The sequence below is a fragment of the Vogesella sp. LIG4 genome (assembly GCF_900090205.1).
Lineage (GTDB): Bacteria > Pseudomonadota > Gammaproteobacteria > Burkholderiales > Chromobacteriaceae > Vogesella.
The window spans coordinates 2,885,315-2,900,528 of record NZ_LT607802.1 but is presented as its reverse complement, the minus strand read 5'-3'; the positions used below and the strand labels follow the sequence as shown (position 1 = coordinate 2,900,528).

13 protein-coding genes are annotated in these 15,214 nt (G+C 65.8%); 4 read left to right on the top strand and 9 right to left on the bottom strand.

Annotated features, from left to right (window positions below; all coding sequences use genetic code 11):
- Window positions 1–9 precede the first annotated feature (9 nt).
- Window positions 10–873, top strand: coding sequence for a mechanosensitive ion channel family protein (locus PSELUDRAFT_RS13635; RefSeq protein WP_088967353.1), 864 nt, complete (start codon window positions 10–12; stop codon window positions 871–873).
- A gap of 3 nt (window positions 874–876) precedes the next feature.
- A complete protein-coding gene (locus PSELUDRAFT_RS13630; RefSeq protein ID WP_088967352.1) occupies window positions 877–1,524 on the top strand; it encodes a TetR/AcrR family transcriptional regulator in 648 nt (215 codons plus the stop codon).
- A 176-nt stretch (window positions 1,525–1,700) separates the two neighbouring features.
- Here PSELUDRAFT_RS13630 and tatA read toward each other — a convergent pair whose 3' ends face one another.
- A complete protein-coding gene (gene tatA, locus PSELUDRAFT_RS13625; protein WP_088967351.1) occupies window positions 1,701–1,874 on the bottom strand; it encodes a twin-arginine translocase TatA/TatE family subunit in 174 nt (57 codons plus the stop codon).
- A 70-nt stretch (window positions 1,875–1,944) separates the two neighbouring features.
- Window positions 1,945–2,253 (bottom strand): high-potential iron-sulfur protein, encoded by a 309-nt coding sequence (locus tag PSELUDRAFT_RS13620; RefSeq protein WP_088967350.1) that lies wholly within the window; start codon window positions 2,251–2,253, stop codon window positions 1,945–1,947.
- A 263-nt stretch (window positions 2,254–2,516) separates the two neighbouring features.
- On the opposite strand from PSELUDRAFT_RS13620, the gene PSELUDRAFT_RS13615 reads away from it, so the two are divergent.
- Entirely contained in the window at window positions 2,517–2,996 is a 480-nt protein-coding gene (locus PSELUDRAFT_RS13615) for a YbaK/EbsC family protein (protein WP_088967349.1), read from the top strand.
- Between the two features lie 473 nt (window positions 2,997–3,469).
- On the opposite strand, the gene PSELUDRAFT_RS13610 is transcribed toward PSELUDRAFT_RS13615, so the two are convergent.
- Window positions 3,470–4,207 carry a response regulator transcription factor gene (locus PSELUDRAFT_RS13610; RefSeq protein WP_088967348.1) on the bottom strand — a complete coding sequence of 246 codons (738 nt, stop codon included), beginning with the start codon at window positions 4,205–4,207 and terminating at the stop codon, window positions 3,470–3,472.
- Window positions 4,189–6,225, bottom strand: a complete 2,037-nt coding sequence (locus PSELUDRAFT_RS13605; RefSeq protein WP_088967347.1) for a PAS-domain containing protein — start codon at window positions 6,223–6,225, stop codon at window positions 4,189–4,191. Before PSELUDRAFT_RS13605 ends, PSELUDRAFT_RS13610 begins: the two co-directional genes overlap by 19 nt.
- Window positions 6,226–6,571: 346 nt before the next feature.
- Here PSELUDRAFT_RS13605 and PSELUDRAFT_RS13600 point away from each other — a divergent pair, with 346 nt between their 5' ends.
- Entirely contained in the window at window positions 6,572–8,212 is a 1,641-nt protein-coding gene (locus PSELUDRAFT_RS13600; protein WP_088967346.1) for an acyl-CoA synthetase, read from the top strand.
- A gap of 181 nt (window positions 8,213–8,393) precedes the next feature.
- On the opposite strand, the gene PSELUDRAFT_RS13595 is transcribed toward PSELUDRAFT_RS13600, so the two are convergent.
- From PSELUDRAFT_RS13595 to PSELUDRAFT_RS13575, 5 genes are all read right to left on the bottom strand, one after another.
- On the bottom strand, window positions 8,394–9,614 hold the full coding sequence (locus PSELUDRAFT_RS13595) for a Xaa-Pro peptidase family protein (RefSeq protein WP_088967345.1): 1,221 nt from the start codon (window positions 9,612–9,614) through the stop codon (window positions 8,394–8,396).
- A gap of 79 nt (window positions 9,615–9,693) precedes the next feature.
- Window positions 9,694–10,257, bottom strand: a complete 564-nt coding sequence (locus tag PSELUDRAFT_RS13590) for a helix-turn-helix domain-containing protein (RefSeq protein ID WP_162291262.1) — start codon at window positions 10,255–10,257, stop codon at window positions 9,694–9,696.
- A gap of 186 nt (window positions 10,258–10,443) precedes the next feature.
- Window positions 10,444–11,643, bottom strand: coding sequence for a sugar MFS transporter (locus tag PSELUDRAFT_RS13585; protein WP_088967343.1), 1,200 nt, complete (start codon window positions 11,641–11,643; stop codon window positions 10,444–10,446).
- 271 nt (window positions 11,644–11,914) lie between these two features.
- Window positions 11,915–13,531 (bottom strand): methyl-accepting chemotaxis protein, encoded by a 1,617-nt coding sequence (locus PSELUDRAFT_RS13580; RefSeq protein WP_088967342.1) that lies wholly within the window; start codon window positions 13,529–13,531, stop codon window positions 11,915–11,917.
- Window positions 13,532–13,831: 300 nt separating this feature from the next.
- A complete protein-coding gene (locus PSELUDRAFT_RS13575; protein WP_179947547.1) occupies window positions 13,832–15,211 on the bottom strand; it encodes a NarK family nitrate/nitrite MFS transporter in 1,380 nt (459 codons plus the stop codon).
- Window positions 15,212–15,214 lie beyond the last annotated feature (3 nt).

Genomic DNA, 15,214 nt, shown 5'->3' with positions numbered 1-15,214 from the left:
GGAACGCCCATGCCCGCCTGGCTTGCCGAACTGCTGCACCTCTACGGTACCGCCCTCGCCCACTCCGGTGTGCTGATCGTGGTACTGCTGCTGGTGCACGCCAGCATCCTGCGCACCATTGCGGCCAACCAGCAGGTACCGGTGGAAGTACGCCGCCGCTGGATGGTGAACGTGCGCAACGTCATGCTCATCATCGGCATGGGCGGGCTGGTGGTGATCTGGGCGCAGGAGCTGCAGACCATCGCGCTGTCGATGGTGGCCTTCACCGCCGCGCTGGTGGTGGCCACCAAGGAGCTGCTGATGTGCCTGGGCGGCGGCCTGGTGCGCTCGCTGGGCAATACCTACCAGCTGGGTGACATCATCGAGATCGGCACCCTGCGCGGCCGGGTGACGGACATCACCATGCTGTCCACCTCCGTGCTGGAGATCGGCCCGCGCCACGACGCGCACCAGATCACCGGCCGCATGCTGAGCTTCCCCAACAGCATGCTGCTCACCCAGGCGGTGGCGCGCGAGAACTTCACCGGCGACTACGTGATGCACATCCTCACCATCCCGCTGCCCTACAGCCTGAAACCGGCCCGGGCGGAGCGGCTGCTGCAGGCCATCGCCGACGAAGTGTGCGCCACCCACCTGGAAGGCGCACGCGCCCACATGGCCATGCTGGAAAGCAAGCTGCTGCTGGATACGCCGTCGGTAACGCCGCGCATCTCGCTGCAGCCGGCCAGCGAAAAGGAATACCGCATCATCCTGCGCTACGCCGTGCCGCCGCGCGAGAGGCAGCGCGTCGAGCAGGCCATACTGCGGCGCTTTTTGTTTGACTGCTTCCCGGAAAACGGCAGCCAACCCGACACCCACGCCGACCACCACTGAGCCATGCCCAAGCCCCGGATCAAGACCTACGACCGCATCGTTGAAGAAAGCCTGGCGCTGTTCAACGAGCACGGCGAGCGCAGCATCACCACCAACCACATCGCCGCCCACCTGGGCATCAGCCCGGGCAACCTGTACTACCACTTCCGCAACAAGGAAGAGATCGTCTACCAGATCTTCCTGCACTACCGCCGCTTCATCACCGAACGTTTGGCCGTACCGCAAGGCCGCAGCATGGACGTGAACGACCTGGTGAACTACCTGGAAACCGCCTTCGAGGCGATGTGGCGCTTCCGCTTCATGTTCTACGACCTGCCGGGGCTGATCGCGCGCAACCCGCAGCTGCAGGCCGACTACCACCAGTTCGTCAACAGCGAGCTGAAAACCATGCTGGAACAGCACTTCCGCCAATTCATCCACCTGGGGCTGCTGAAGATGGCGCTGGAAGACATCGAAGCGGTATCGGTGAACATCTGGCTGGTGGTGAAATTCTGGTTCGCCTTCGAGCAGACCGCACGCCCCAAGGCGCCGATCACCGAAGCCTCCGGCCACCGCGGCGTGCATCAGGTTCTGGCGCTGCTCAAGCCCTACGTCACCCCGGAATTCCTGCCGGCCTTTACCGAACTGCAGGCCCGCCACCCGGCGGCATGAGGGCTTGCGGCCAACCCAGGCCGCCCATACCCACCGAACCGCGCGATCACGCATGACGCGCTGACGCGCACCTCCCGGCCCCTGCGGCAAGCAGCACCGGCAGCCGCAAAAACAAATGGCCCGCAGTGCGGACCATGATCAAAAACACGCCAGCGCTGGCGCGTGTAGCGCGGAACTCACGCGCCCGGTTCGTCACCGTGACGGGGCGCATCGTCGCCGCGCATGCCGCGCTTGAAGCCGCGCACGGCCGCACCCAGGTCCTCGCCCGCGGTGCGCAGCTTGCTGCCGCCAAACACCAGCATCACCACCAGCAGCACGATCAGCCAGTGCATCAGACTGAATTCACCCATTATTGCTTCCTTGTTGCCACCACGAAAAACCACGGCGGCCTTGCGGCCAACCGTGGCGACAGCCCGTCAATCAGGCTTTCTTGGCATACACATTACACCAGCCCTTGGCGGAAACCTGCTTGCCGCCCAGCATCGGACAGGGGCCGAAAGCGTCGCCGGCCTTGCCCTGGAAGAACTGGCAGTTGCTACAGGACTGGCCAGCGGCGTATTTCGGATGCTTGGCCTTGTCCATCTTGCTGGCGTCGGCGGCATAACCCAGGGATACGGCGGCCGGGTCCTTCTCGTCCACCTTCGGGCTGGCAGCCAATGCGGTACGGGCCATTGCCAGGGCGGAAACCACACCCACGCTATGAATCAGAAAACTGCGACGCGATTGCATATTCGACTCCTGTTTTAAGTGCCGGCAACACCGGCGATTGCGGAAAAAGATGGTACAGCCGACCGGCACGATGCCCGGCTATTGCCAGCCGCGGCGGCTGGCCCGGCTGCCAATGTTGCACAGCAGCGCAGAAAAACCTTTGGCCAAACTCAATCTTTTTACAGAAATCCGCCAGCCGGCACCATTCGCCAAAAGTCGTACGGGCTTGCAGCCGGCGCCGGCATGGCGATAATCGTAGGCTGTCTTTCACTCACGAGGCCGGCATGAGCTTGCAATCGGTACGCGCGTTCTTTGCAGAACGCCAGCTTGATATCCCCATCATAGAACTGGACACCAGCACCGCCACCGTGGCGCTGGCGGCCGAGGCACACGGCGTGGAGCCGGGCCGCATCGCCAAGACCCTGGCCTTCCGCCTGGCCGACAGCCGCGTGGTGCTGCTGGTGGCACGCGGCGATGCCCGCATCGACAACCGCAAGTTCAAGGATGCCTTCGGCAAGGGCCGCATGCTGCCGGCGGAGGAAGTGCACGAGCTGACCGGCCACCCGGTGGGAGGCGTGTGCCCGTTCGGCCTGGCGCAGCCGCTGCCGGTATACGTGGACAGCTCGCTGCAGGTATACGAAGAAGTGCTGCCGGCCGCCGGCGATGTGCACACCGCGGTGCGCATCAGCCCGGCGGAGCTGGCGCGCATCGTGGACGGGCAATGGGTGGATGTGTGCCAGACGCTGGAAACCGCCGGGGTGTGAGGCCCCTGTAGTAGTACCGTCTTGGCGGTCAAGCCACGACAAAGGATGCGGCCAACGTTGTGTGGCACCCAAACTGCCCCACGGGGAGCGCCGGTCAAAATGGTGTTCGCCAGGTTTTAAGACGGCAGCTGAGCCGTTTGACGTTAGCAAACGGCGAATTGCCGGCGCCTGGCGAATGCCTTTTTGGCCGGGGTTTCGCGGACCACCCTATTGAACCATCCGGCGAGCGGGGTCGCGAGGGGGCGGCGGCACGCCCCCTGGCCCGTCCGCCGGGCGGAACCGGCGACTTCAAACAACATCCGCGCAGCGGATACAAAACCCGGCACGGTAAACTTCGGGCTTCGCTACGCCGGGCCGCAACCTACATGGCAAGGGCGGAAGCCCGCTTCACCGGGCGTTCCGCCAATCCTGTGACCTGCCGTGGCTGCAGCGATGGCGGATCGCCCCTTTGGGGCATCCGCCCTACTGCCGGGCTACTCCCAGCTCACCGCAGCCAGAAAAAGATACCCCGCGCCGTACACCGTCTTGATCATGCGCGGGCTGTAGGAGTCGTCCTCCAGCTTGCGCCGCAGCCGCGAAATGCGCACGTCGATGCTGCGATCGTACGGCGACATATCGTCCTGCCCCAACAGCTGCTCGCGTGGCAGCACGCGGTTGGGGCGCTCCAGGAAGCGCTGCAGCATCTGGCCCTCGCCGGCGCTGAGCGCCTTTTCGCCGCCATCCGGCGCAATCAGCGTGTAGCTGTCCACCTCGTAACGCCAGCCGGCGAAGCTGGCCACCCGCCCGCCGCCACTGGCCGGCGCTTCCTGGCGGCCGTCGCAGCGGCGCAGGATGCTGCGCACCCGCGCCACCAGTTCACGCGGCTCGAACGGCTTCATGATGTAGTCGTCGGCGCCGCTTTCCAGCCCCATCACCCGGTCGCCGACATGGCCGCGGCCGGTGAGGATCACCACGCCGCAGCGGCCGTGGGCGCGGATCTCGCTCACCAGGCTCATGCCGTCCATGTCCGGCAGCCCAAGGTCGAGGATCACCAGGTCAGGCAGCTGCTGCCGCAGCCGGCGCTGCAGTTCGCTGCCACTGTGAAACACCTCGCAACGAAAGTGATAGTCGCGCAGCACGTTGCCGATCAGCCGTGCCACCGCCAGGTCGTCTTCCACCAGGTAGATCAGCTTGTCGGCGTCGGTGGCCGGGTTCAGGGTTGGGGCGGACACAGCATCACCTCGTCGAGCAAAGCGGCCAGTTGGGCCGGGGTAAAGGGTTTTTCCAGCTTGGGGAAGTTGGCCGCAGCGCCGCGGCCGGCCTCGTCGTAACCACTCATCAGCACGATGCGCATCTTCGGCCGCAGCTGGCGCGCGCGCTGCGCCAGGGCGCGGCCGTCCAGCTGGCCGGGCATCACGATGTCGGTGAGCAGCAGGCCGATGTCGTCGATGCTGGCCACCATCACCGCCGCCTCGTCGCCGCTTTCCGCTTCCAGCACCGGGAAGCCCAGCCCGGTGAGCTGCAGCCGCACCACGCGGCGCACGTCCGGGTCGTCCTCCACCAGCAACACCAGCGGCCGCTCGCGCCCGCCGGCCTTGCCGCTGAAGTTGAGCCGCCCGGTAAGCGCCGCCTCCGGCTGCGTCAGCGGCAGGTAGAGGCTGAACACCGTGCCCTGCCCCGGCGCGCTGGCCACCTGCACCGCGCCGCCGGACTGGCGGGCAAAGCCGTACACCATGGCCAGCCCCAGGCCGCTGCCGGAGCCGAAGCGCTTGGTGGTGAAGAACGGTTCGAACACCCGCAGCTGCACTTCCTGGCTCATGCCGCTGCCGCTGTCGCGCACTTCCAGCCGCACGTAGTTGCCGGGCTGCAGGTGCAGTTCGCTGTCGCGCTCCGCCAGCGTGATGCGGCTTGCGGCCAAGGTCAGCTGGCCGCCCTCGCCCATGGCGTCGCGCGCGTTGAGCACCAGGTTGAGGATGGCGCTTTCCAGCTGGTGCGGGTCAGCCAGCGCGTGCAGCGCCTCCACCGGCAGCTGCGTGCTCACCGCGATGTTTTCCGGCAGCGAGCGGCGGATCAGCTGCAGCATGTCCTGGAACAGGCTGGCGATGTTCACCGCGCGCGGCGCCAGCGGCTGCTGGCGGGCAAAGGTCAGCAGCCGGCGCACCAGCGCCACGCCGCGCTCGGCGGCCTGCAGCGCCGGGTCGAGGTAGTCGCGCACCGCGGCATCGTGCTGGTGGCGGCTTTGCAGCTCGGCCAGGTTGCCTATCACCACGGTGAGCATATTGTTGAAGTCGTGCGCCATGCCACCGGACAGCTGGCCCACCGCCTCCATCTTCTGCGCCTGCACCAGCGCCGCCTGGGTCTGCGTCTGTTCGGTGATGTCGAAGGACAGCACGAAGCAGCCCAGTACCTGGCCATCCGCCGCGATCTCCGGCACCAGCGTGCTGCGCGCGAAGATGGTGCTGCCGTCGTCCTTGTCCATCGAGTATTCGTAGGTGATTTGCTTGCCGGACAGCGCCTCGTTCACATAGCCCACCACCGCGGCGTAGAACTTGCTGCCCAGCGCCGCCTCGATGTGGCGGCCGACGATGTGCTCGTTGCGGCGGCCGAACCAGTCGGCGTAGCCGCGGTTGGCGTAGCGGTAGATGTGATCCTTGTCGAAGTAGGCGATCAGCGCCGGAATGGTGTCGGTGATCAGCCGCAGCCGCTCCTCGCTGCGGCGCAGCGCGGCGGTGATCTGGGCGTTGGCCGCATCGGCCTCGCGCAGCTGGCGGTTGGCGGCTTCCAGCTCGGCGGTGCGTGCGCCCACATGCCATTCCAGATCCTGCTTCTGCTGCTGCAGCAGGCGCTCGTAAGCCTGCTGTTCGGTCTTGTCGGTGTACAGCGAGATGAAGCCGCCACCCGGCAGCGGCTCGCCGCGCACCCGCAGCACCGAGCCATCCGGGCGCATGCGCTCGGTGTCGTGCGGCTCGAAGCGCCGTGCCAGCGCCACCCGCTCGGCCACCTGCTGGCCGGCATCGCCCGGGCCGTATTCGCCGCGTTCCGCGTTATAACGAATGAATGCCTCGAACGGCGTGCCCACCTGCCCCAGCGCGGCCGGGAAGTCCAGCAGTTGCAGGAAGCGCTGGTTGCAGGCCACCAGCCTGAGGTCGGCGTCGAACACCGTCACGCCCTGATTCAGCAGATCCAGCCCGGCCAGCAGCATGGCGCCACGCTGTGCCGGGTCGGCATCGGCTGGAAAGGCTTGGGACATGACGGTCACCCGGTAACAATTCGAAAGTTTTGATTCTAGGCCAAGCCCGCCCGGCAAGGGGGCACTGCAATCATTCGTTACATTTGCCACATAGTTGTGCAAGGTTGGGCGGCAATCATCGACCCCATAACAGAGCACAACATGACGACCGCCAGGCCTGCAAGGCACGGCGCGGCGACAGCCGGGCGCCTCGAAAAACCCGGATTTCCAAGCGAGACAAGGCGAGAGCGAAAAATTTCGACGCAGCATATGTTTGATATGTCAGGAGAAATTTTTCGTGAGCAACGCAGTATCGCGATGAAAGCGGGAGTTTTTCGAGATGCCCAGACCAGAGGAGAAGCACAGCATGTCCCTGCAGGCATACCAGCAAGACCTGCCGCAAACCGCGGCCAACCACGTGGCGCTGTCGCCACTGAGCTTCATCGAGCGTGCGGCCAACGTCTACCCCACCCACCCGGCGGTAATCCACGGCGCCATCCGCTACAACTGGGCCGAAGCCTATGCCCGCAGCCGCCGGCTGGCTTCCGCGCTGGTGAAGGCCGGCATCGCCCGCGGCGACACCGTGGCGGTGATGCTGCCCAATATCCCGGCCATGGTGGACTGCCACTTCGGCGTGCCGATGAGCGGCGCGGTGCTCAACACCCTCAACACCCGGCTGGACCCGGAAGCCATCGCCTTCATGCTGCGCCACGGCGAGGCCAAAGTGCTGATCACCGACCGCGAGTTCTCCTTCACCATCGCCCCGGCGCTGTCCATGCTGGACACCCCGCCGCTGGTGATCGACGTGGACGACCCGGAATACGCCGGCCCCGGCGAGCGCCTGGGCAGCATCGAATACGAAGCCTTCATCGCCGGCGGCGACCCCGGCTACGACTGGCAGCTGCCGGCCGACGAATGGGACGCCATCGCGCTCAACTACACCTCCGGCACCACCGGCAACCCCAAGGGCGTGGTCTACCACCACCGCGGCGCCTACCTGAACGCGGTGTGCAACATCATGGAATGGGGCATGCCGCGCCACGCCACCTACCTGTGGACGCTGCCGATGTTCCACTGCAACGGCTGGTGCTTCCCGTGGACCATGGCGGCCAACGCCGGCACCAATGTCTGCCTGCGCCGCGTCGACCCGCGGCTGATCTTCGAGCTGATCAAGCAGCACCAGGTAAGCCACTACTGCGGCGCGCCCATCGTGCACAACATGCTGATCAACGCGCCGGACGACTGCAAACAGGGTATCAAACACGAGGTGAACTGCCTGGTGGCCGGCGCCGCGCCGCCGTCGGCAGTGATCGAGGGCATGGAAAAGCTGGGCTTCAACATCACCCACGTCTACGGCCTGACCGAAACCTACGGCCCGGCGGCGGTATGCGCCAAGCAGGAAGAATGGGCCGGGCTGGACATTGGCGGGCGCACCGAGCGCAACGGCCGCCAGGGCGTGCGCTACACCATGCAGCAAGGCATGACGGTGATGGACCCGGCCACCATGAGCGAGGTGCCGCACGACGGCGAAACCATGGGCGAGATCATGTTCCGCGGCAACCTGGTGATGAAGGGCTATCTGAAGAACCCGGCCGCCACCCGCGAATCGCTGGCCGGCGGCTGGTTCCACACCGGCGACCTGGCGGTGATCCAGCCCGACGGCTACGTGAAGATCAAGGACCGCAGCAAGGACATCATCATCTCCGGCGGCGAGAACATCTCCTCGCTGGAGGTGGAAGACGTGCTGTGCCGCTTCCCCGGCGTGATCACCGCCGCGGTGGTGGCGCTGCCGGACCCGAAATGGGGCGAGGTGCCGTGCGCCTTCATCGAGCTGAAGGACGGCGTGGCCGGCGACGAAGCGGCGGTAATCGAACACTGCCGCGCCCACCTGGCGCGCTTCAAGGTGCCCAAGCGCATCATCTTCGGGCCGATTCCCAAGACCTCCACCGGCAAGATCCAGAAATTCCTGCTGCGCCAGCAGACCAACGCCGCCGCTGCCATCGAGTAGCGGTCCCGAGTTTGCCCAGCCGCCGCCGGGTCGTCGCATCCAACAGGGGTGTTGGCGATGCCCCGGCAGCGGCTGGGCGGCAAACTGTGGTGCCGGCCCGGCTGCCACAATCATTCCCCACTCTGCCCCGCTTCGGCGGGGCGTTTTTTTTTGCGGCCAACGTTGGCCGCATATCATGACCTCAAGCCTGCAAGCCGAACGGGTCGTCGATGCTGTGGCTGGGCGGGGTAAACCAGCGCGGGCCGTGTTCGGTCATGTAGAAGTGGTCTTCCAGCCGCACGCCGAACTCGCCGGGCACGCAGATCATCGGCTCGTTGCTGAAGCACATGCCGGCCGCCAGCGGCGTGGCGTCGCTGCTCACCAGGTAGGGCCATTCGTGGATGTCGAGGCCGATGCCGTGGCCGGTGCGGTGCGGCAGGCCCGGCAGTGCATAGCCGGGGCCGAAGCCGTCCTGCTCCAGCTGCTGCCGCGCGGCGCGGTCCACCTCGCCGCAGGCCACGCCGGGCTGCGCCGCGGCAAACGCCGCCGCCTGTGCCGCCTTTTCCGCGTTCCACACCTGGCGCTGGCGCGCATCCGGCGTGCCAAACACGTAGCTGCGGGTGATATCGGACAGGTAGCCATGCAGCGCGCAGCCGGTGTCTATCAGCACCATGTCGCCGTCGCGCAGCGTTTGCGCCTCTTTCACGCCATGCGGGAAGGCGGTGGCGGCACCGAACAGCACGATGCAGAAGGTGGAGCCAGCGGCACCCACCTTGCGGTGTGCCTGCTGGATGAAGGCCTGTACTTCGGTGGTGGTGATGCCGGCGTGCAGCATGCTGGCGGTGGCCTGGTGTACCGCCAGCGTCATGTCCTTGGCGCGCTGCATCAGCGCCAGCTCGGCGGCCGATTTGCGCATGCGGCACCAGGCGGTAACCGCGCTGGCATTCACCAGCCGGGCCGCGGGGCAGCTCTTGGCAATGCCGTCCACGGTGAAGAACGGCGCGCTCTCGTCCATGCCCAGCACCGGCTGCCCACCCTGGCGCGGCAGTGCCTGCAGCAGGCTGGCCAGCAAGGCATACGGGCTTTCGTGTTCGTGCCAGCTCTGCACTGTGCCCGGCAGCTGCATGAAGTCCTGCACCGTGCCCAGCTCAAACCACGGCGCGATGTACTGCAGCTCGCCGCTGGCCGGCAGCAGCGCACCCACCATGCGTTCGCTGGGATACCACTGCAGGCCGGTAAAGTATTTCAGGCTGCTGCCGGCATGCAGATACAGCGCGTCCATGCCCAGCTCGCGCATGCGCTGCTGTGCCGTGGCGATGCGCTGGCGGTATTCGTCCAGGCCGATGGGCGTGGCGCCCGCGGTCATGTCCTGCAAGGTGGCCAGTGCCTGTTCCGCGCTGCTGCCGCCTACTCCGATAGTCATGTCGTTTCCTCTCTCGCTGGCGGCTACGGCACAGGGTTGGCCGCAACCGGGGTTGCCATGTGGCTTGCCTGCCGCGCTGTCATGCATCGAACAGCGGCAGGGTGCCCACGGAAATGATCACCGCCTCCACCGTGCCGGTATTGCTGAGCTGGTGGCGACGATGCGAATCGATGTGGATAGAGTCGCCGGGTGCCAGCTCGTAATCGCCATCCTCCAGGTGGTAGCGCACCTGGCCGGCCAGCACGTACACCAGCTCCTCGCCGTCGTGCGCCACGAAGTCGGAGCAGAAGCCCACCGGCAGATACACTTTCAGCGCCTCAAGCACGCTGCCCGGGAACTTAGCCGACAGCCGCTCGAAGCGCTGCTGCGCCTTGCTGGCGGCAAAGGTTGGCCGCACGCCGTTGCGGGTGTGCGCATCCGCCTGCGGCGGCTGGTCCAGCAGGCGGCTCAAGGGCACGCCCAGCGCCTCGGCAATGGCCTTGACGGAGGTGAGCGACACCCCGGCCACGCCGCGCTCCACCTGCGACAGAAAGCTGGCCGACAGCCCGGTGGCCGCGGCGATGTCCTGCAGCGTTCTGCGCAGCTGCTTGCGCAGCAGTTTTATTCGCTGCCCGGTTTCCAGCCCGCCCTGGGCGCTGGCCATATCCTTGTCCTGCATCGTGCTCCCGCTTTCCGCTTCGCTGTGTCCGGTGGCGCTGCGGGCGCCAGCCACGCAGGTAAATTAGCACATTTTTGAAGTGATACTTCAATTTTATCCAGCGATACCTGAATTCCACTGCAAAAACAAAAATGCCGCCCCTGGGGGCGGCATGGCGGGCAAGACGTGGACTCAGGCCTGGCGCGGCTTGTAGCCGGCAGCACCGTAGAACAGGATGAACAGGTAGCACAGCAGCGGCACGCCGAACGAAGCCAACAGGCTGATGCCATCGGCCACGCCGGCCTGCAACAGCGGCAGCAGCGCGCCGCCGACAATGGCCATGCACAGCACGCCGGAGCCGGCACCGGTGTCGCGGCCCAGGCCGTTCAGCGCCAGCGAGAAGATGGTGGGGAACATGATGGAGTTGCACAGCCCCACCGCCAGCAGGCTGTACATCGCCAGCTTGCCGCCGGCCAGCATGGCGGTAGCGATCAGCAGCACGGCCAGCAGTGCGTTGAACGCCAGCACGCGGTTGGCTGCCACGCGGCGCATTACCGCGCTGCCGACGAAGCGGCCAAGCATGGCGCCGCCCCAGTACAGCGCCAGCAGCTTGCCGGCGGCCGCCTGGCTCAGGCCGCCAATGCCCGGCTGCTGCATCAGGCTTACCAGGAAGCTGCCGATGCCGACCTCCCCGCCCACGTAGACGAAGATGCCGATGGCGCCCAGCACCAGGTGGCGATGGCGCAGCACCTGGCGCATGCCCTGGCTGCTGCTCGTCTCATCCTGCACCGCCGGCAGGCGCAGGCAGGCAAATACCGCCGCGATGACGAACAGCGTGGCCGCCAGCCCCAGGTAGGGCCACTGCACCGCCCTGGCGGCACCGGCACCGCTGGTGGCACCGAGAATCAGCAGCGAGCCCAGCAGCGGCGCCAGCGTGGTGCCCAGCGAGTTGAACGCCTGGGTAAGGTTGAGGCGGCTGGAGGCGGTGCGTGCCGGCCCCAGGCGGGCAACGTAGGGGTTGGCCGCAACCTGCAGCACGGTGATGCCGGCCGCCAGGATGAACAGCGCACCCAGGAAGGCGGCGTAGGACAGCCCCGCCGCCGCCGGGTAGAACAGCAGACAGCCGGCACCGGCGATGGACAGCCCCACCACGATGCCGCGCTGGTAACCCAGCGCCTGCACCAGGCGGCCGGCCGGCAGCGACACAATGAAGTAGGCGGTGAAGAAGCTGAACTGGATCAGTGCGGCCTGCACATAGTTCAGCGCGAACACGCCTTTCAGATGCGGAATGAGAATGTCGTTCAGCGAGGTGATCAAACCCCACATGAAGAACAGCGAAGTCAGAACGGTCAACGATTTGCCGTGGTTTTGCGTATCGACATGCGCTTGCATGTTGCGAGTGCTCCCTGTGTTATTGGGCAAAGGAGCGTCAGTCTAGTGGCAAGCGCGCTTGTACTCGATTCCTTTCATGATTCTTACAATGCAATATCACCAGAATTGTGCACACGGCACAGATAAATCCTGTTTATTCATAACCTTGACGGAATCATATCCTGGTGCACGTGCGGCAAAGCGGTGCAAGCTGGCAAAATTTCTGTAAGTTTAATGTAAGAAAACTACCATACATGCCAGCCGGCACCGCCAACCCGGGCAAGAACAAGGCTCAGGTGGTGTAACAGGCCACGTCGCGGCGCATGTCCTGCGCCAACTCATGCAGCCGCAGCGCATTGCTGGCGGTGCTTTGCGCCGCCACGCTGCTCTGCTCCGCCACCTGGGCAATGCCTTCCACCTTCTGCGCAATGCGCGCGCTGGCCTCGCTCTGTTCGTGGATGGCGCTGGCAATTTCCGCCACCTGCTGCCCCACCTGCCCGGCCAGTGTCCGCAGTTCGTCCATGGCCTCCCCCGCCTGCCGCACCTTGGCCACGCCGTGCTCCATGCGGCCAACCACGTCACCGATCAGCTGCACCGTCGCCTCCGAGCCTTCGCGGATGCTGGTCACGGTACTGTGGATCTGCCCGGTGGAGGCAGTGGTGCGCTCGGCCAGCTTGCGCACCTCGTCGGCCACCACCGCGAAGCCGCGGCCGTATTCGCCGGCGCGCGCCGCCTCGATCGCCGCATTCAGCGCCAGCAGGTTGATCTGCCCGGCAATGTCGCCGATCACGCCAACCACCGCGTCGATCGATTCGCTGCGGCCCTGCAGCGCCTGCACGTGGCTGGCGGTATCGCGCACCGCCACGGCAATGCCCTCGATCAACTGTACCGTGTCGCCGATCACCGCCGCACTGACCAGCACCTGCTGCCCGGAGGCCGCCGCCAGCGCGTCCGCGGCACGGGTGCGCCCGGCGATGCTGGCAATGCTCTGCGTCACCTCCTCGATGGTGGCCGCCATCTCCGCGGCAGACTGGCTGGCATGGCGCGCACCACTTTGCACCTGGTCGGATGCCACGCTCAGGTCTTCTGCGGCAATGGATACCGCGTGCGAGTGGTGGCCGATCTGGTGGATGGAGTCGCGCATCTTGCCCAGCAGCTGGTTGAAAGCGTGCAGCAAGCCGCCGATTTCATCGTTCTTGTGCACCGCCACCCGCTGCGACAGGTCCTGGCGGTCGGAGATGCCGCGCACCGCCAGCACCGCGGACTGCACCGGGCGGTTGATGCTGCGCAGGATCAGCCAGCCGCAGCCGAACAGCAGCAGCATGGAGAGCAGCAGCGAGGCGGCGAACAGCGTTCTGGCCGCCGCCATTTCCGCCTGCGCCTGGTCGCGGTTATGCCGCGCCTCGGCCAGCACGTCGCCCACGATGGCGGTAACCGAAGCGCCCAGCTCGGTGCCGGCCACCCGCCACGGCTCGGCTGCCGCCGACATCTGCACCACTGTCGCCCCCGGCGCCACCCGCACCGCCTGCACCCGGTCGAGCAGCTGCAGGTAGTGCTGGAACATCGTCTCGAACTGCTGCACGTGCGCCAGGTCCTCGGGGCGGCGCAGCTCGCCTTTCAGCTGTGCCAGCAAGTCGTGCAGCTTCTGCCCGGTCTGGCGGTTGCGCAGCCGCGCCTGCAGCTGGAAATTACGGTCCTGCTCGTACAGCTGCAGGATGTCGTCGATGCGCAGATCCTTGAACGTGCTGCGGATGTTCGCCACCAGCCCCAGCCGCGGAATCAGGCGGTCGTTCACCACCGCCAGCTTGGCGTCGGCATCGCGCAGCGCCTTCAGCCCCACCAGGCTGGGCACCAGCGCCGCCAGCAGGGCCAGAACGGTAAAACACAGCAACTTCAGTTTGATGGTCATGGTCGGTATCCCGGTGGCGTTGCAGCCGGTTGGATTAAGGGGGCAGTGCGCTTCCTGGGTGTCCTGTCATGCCGCCCGGTGCGGCCGGCTGTTGCCGTGCTCTTGTGTTGCCGGCAGGGCAAGCACCCTGCCCGCCTTCATTCCGGGCGCTCCGACATATAGCCGGCGCGCGGCGCCACGGCCTTGATCCATATCCAGAAAATCAGTACCGGTTTGCTGTGCAGCGCACAAAAAAAGCGCCCCTTTCGGGGCGCTCAAGAAGATGCAGAAGCCAGTCTGCAGCTTGGAGAACAGAACAGATCAGCACGGAATCTCGGCGTTTTTACGGGCGTAGAACCACCAGTTGATCAGCACGCAAGTCATGTAGAAACAGATGAAGGCATACAGCGCCGCTTCCACGCCGCCAGTCAGGGCGATGGACGTGCCATAGCTCTTCGGAATGAAGAAGCCGCCGTAGGCACCGATGGCACCGGAGAAGCCCAGCACGGCAGCGGCCTCCTTGGTGGCTTCGGCCACGGCCTGTTTCTGTGCGGTTTCGCTCTTGCCGGCCATGCGCTTGTGCAGGGTCAGGAAGATGGCCGGCACCTGCATGAAGGTGGAGCCGTTACCGATGCCGGTCAGCGCGAACAGGCACAGGAACATGGCGAAGAAGCCCTGGAAGCTGCCACCCTGGCCGCCGTGCGGCAGGAAGCCCACCACGCCGAACACCGCGGCGATCATCAGCAGGAACACCACCTGGGTAACCTTGGCGCCGCCGATCTTGTCGGACAGCCAGCCGCCGATCGGGCGGGCCAGCGCGCCCACCAGCGGGCCGAAGAACACGTACTTGGTCGGGTCGATGGTCGGGAACTGGCCTTTTACCAGCAGCGGGAAGCCGGCGGAGAAGCCGATGAAGGAACCGAAGGTACCGATGTACAGCCAGCACATCAGCCAGTTGTGCTTGCGCTTGAAGATCACCGCCTGATCGGCGAAGGAAGCCTTGGCGGAAGCCAGGTCATTCATGCCGAACCAGGCGGCAATGGTGGACAGCACGATGAACGGCACCCACACGAAGCCGGCGTTCTGCAGCCATACGTGCTTGGTTACCGCGCCTTTCACCCAGGTCTGCGGCTCGCCGCCAAAGGCACCGAACAGGCCCATGGTGATCACGATGGGCACCACGAACTGCACCAGCGACACACCCAGGTTGCCCAGGCCGGCGTTCAGGCCCAGCGCGGTGCCTTTTTCGGCTTTCGGGAAGAAAAAGCTGATGTTGGACATCGAGGAGCTGAAGTTGCCGCCGCCGAAGCCGCACAGCAGCGCCAGGATCACCATGGTGACATAGCTGGTGCTCGGGTCCTGTACCGCAAAGCCGATGCCCATCGCCGGAATCAGCAGGCTGGCGGTGGAAATGGCAGTCCACTTGCGGCCGCCGAAGATCGGCACCATGAAGCTGTAGAAAATGCGCAGCGTGGCGCCGGACAGCGCCGGCAATGCGGCCAACCAGAACAGCTGGTTCTGCGTGTAGCTGAAGCCGATATTCGGCATGTTCAGCACCGCCACGCTCCACACCTGCCAGATGACGAAGGCCAGCATCAGCGCCGGGATCGAGATCCACAGGTTGCGACGTGCCACGGACTTGCCGTCCTGTTGCCAGAAGGCGGTGTTTTCCGGCTCCCAGCGGGTCACTATATAAGACATGAT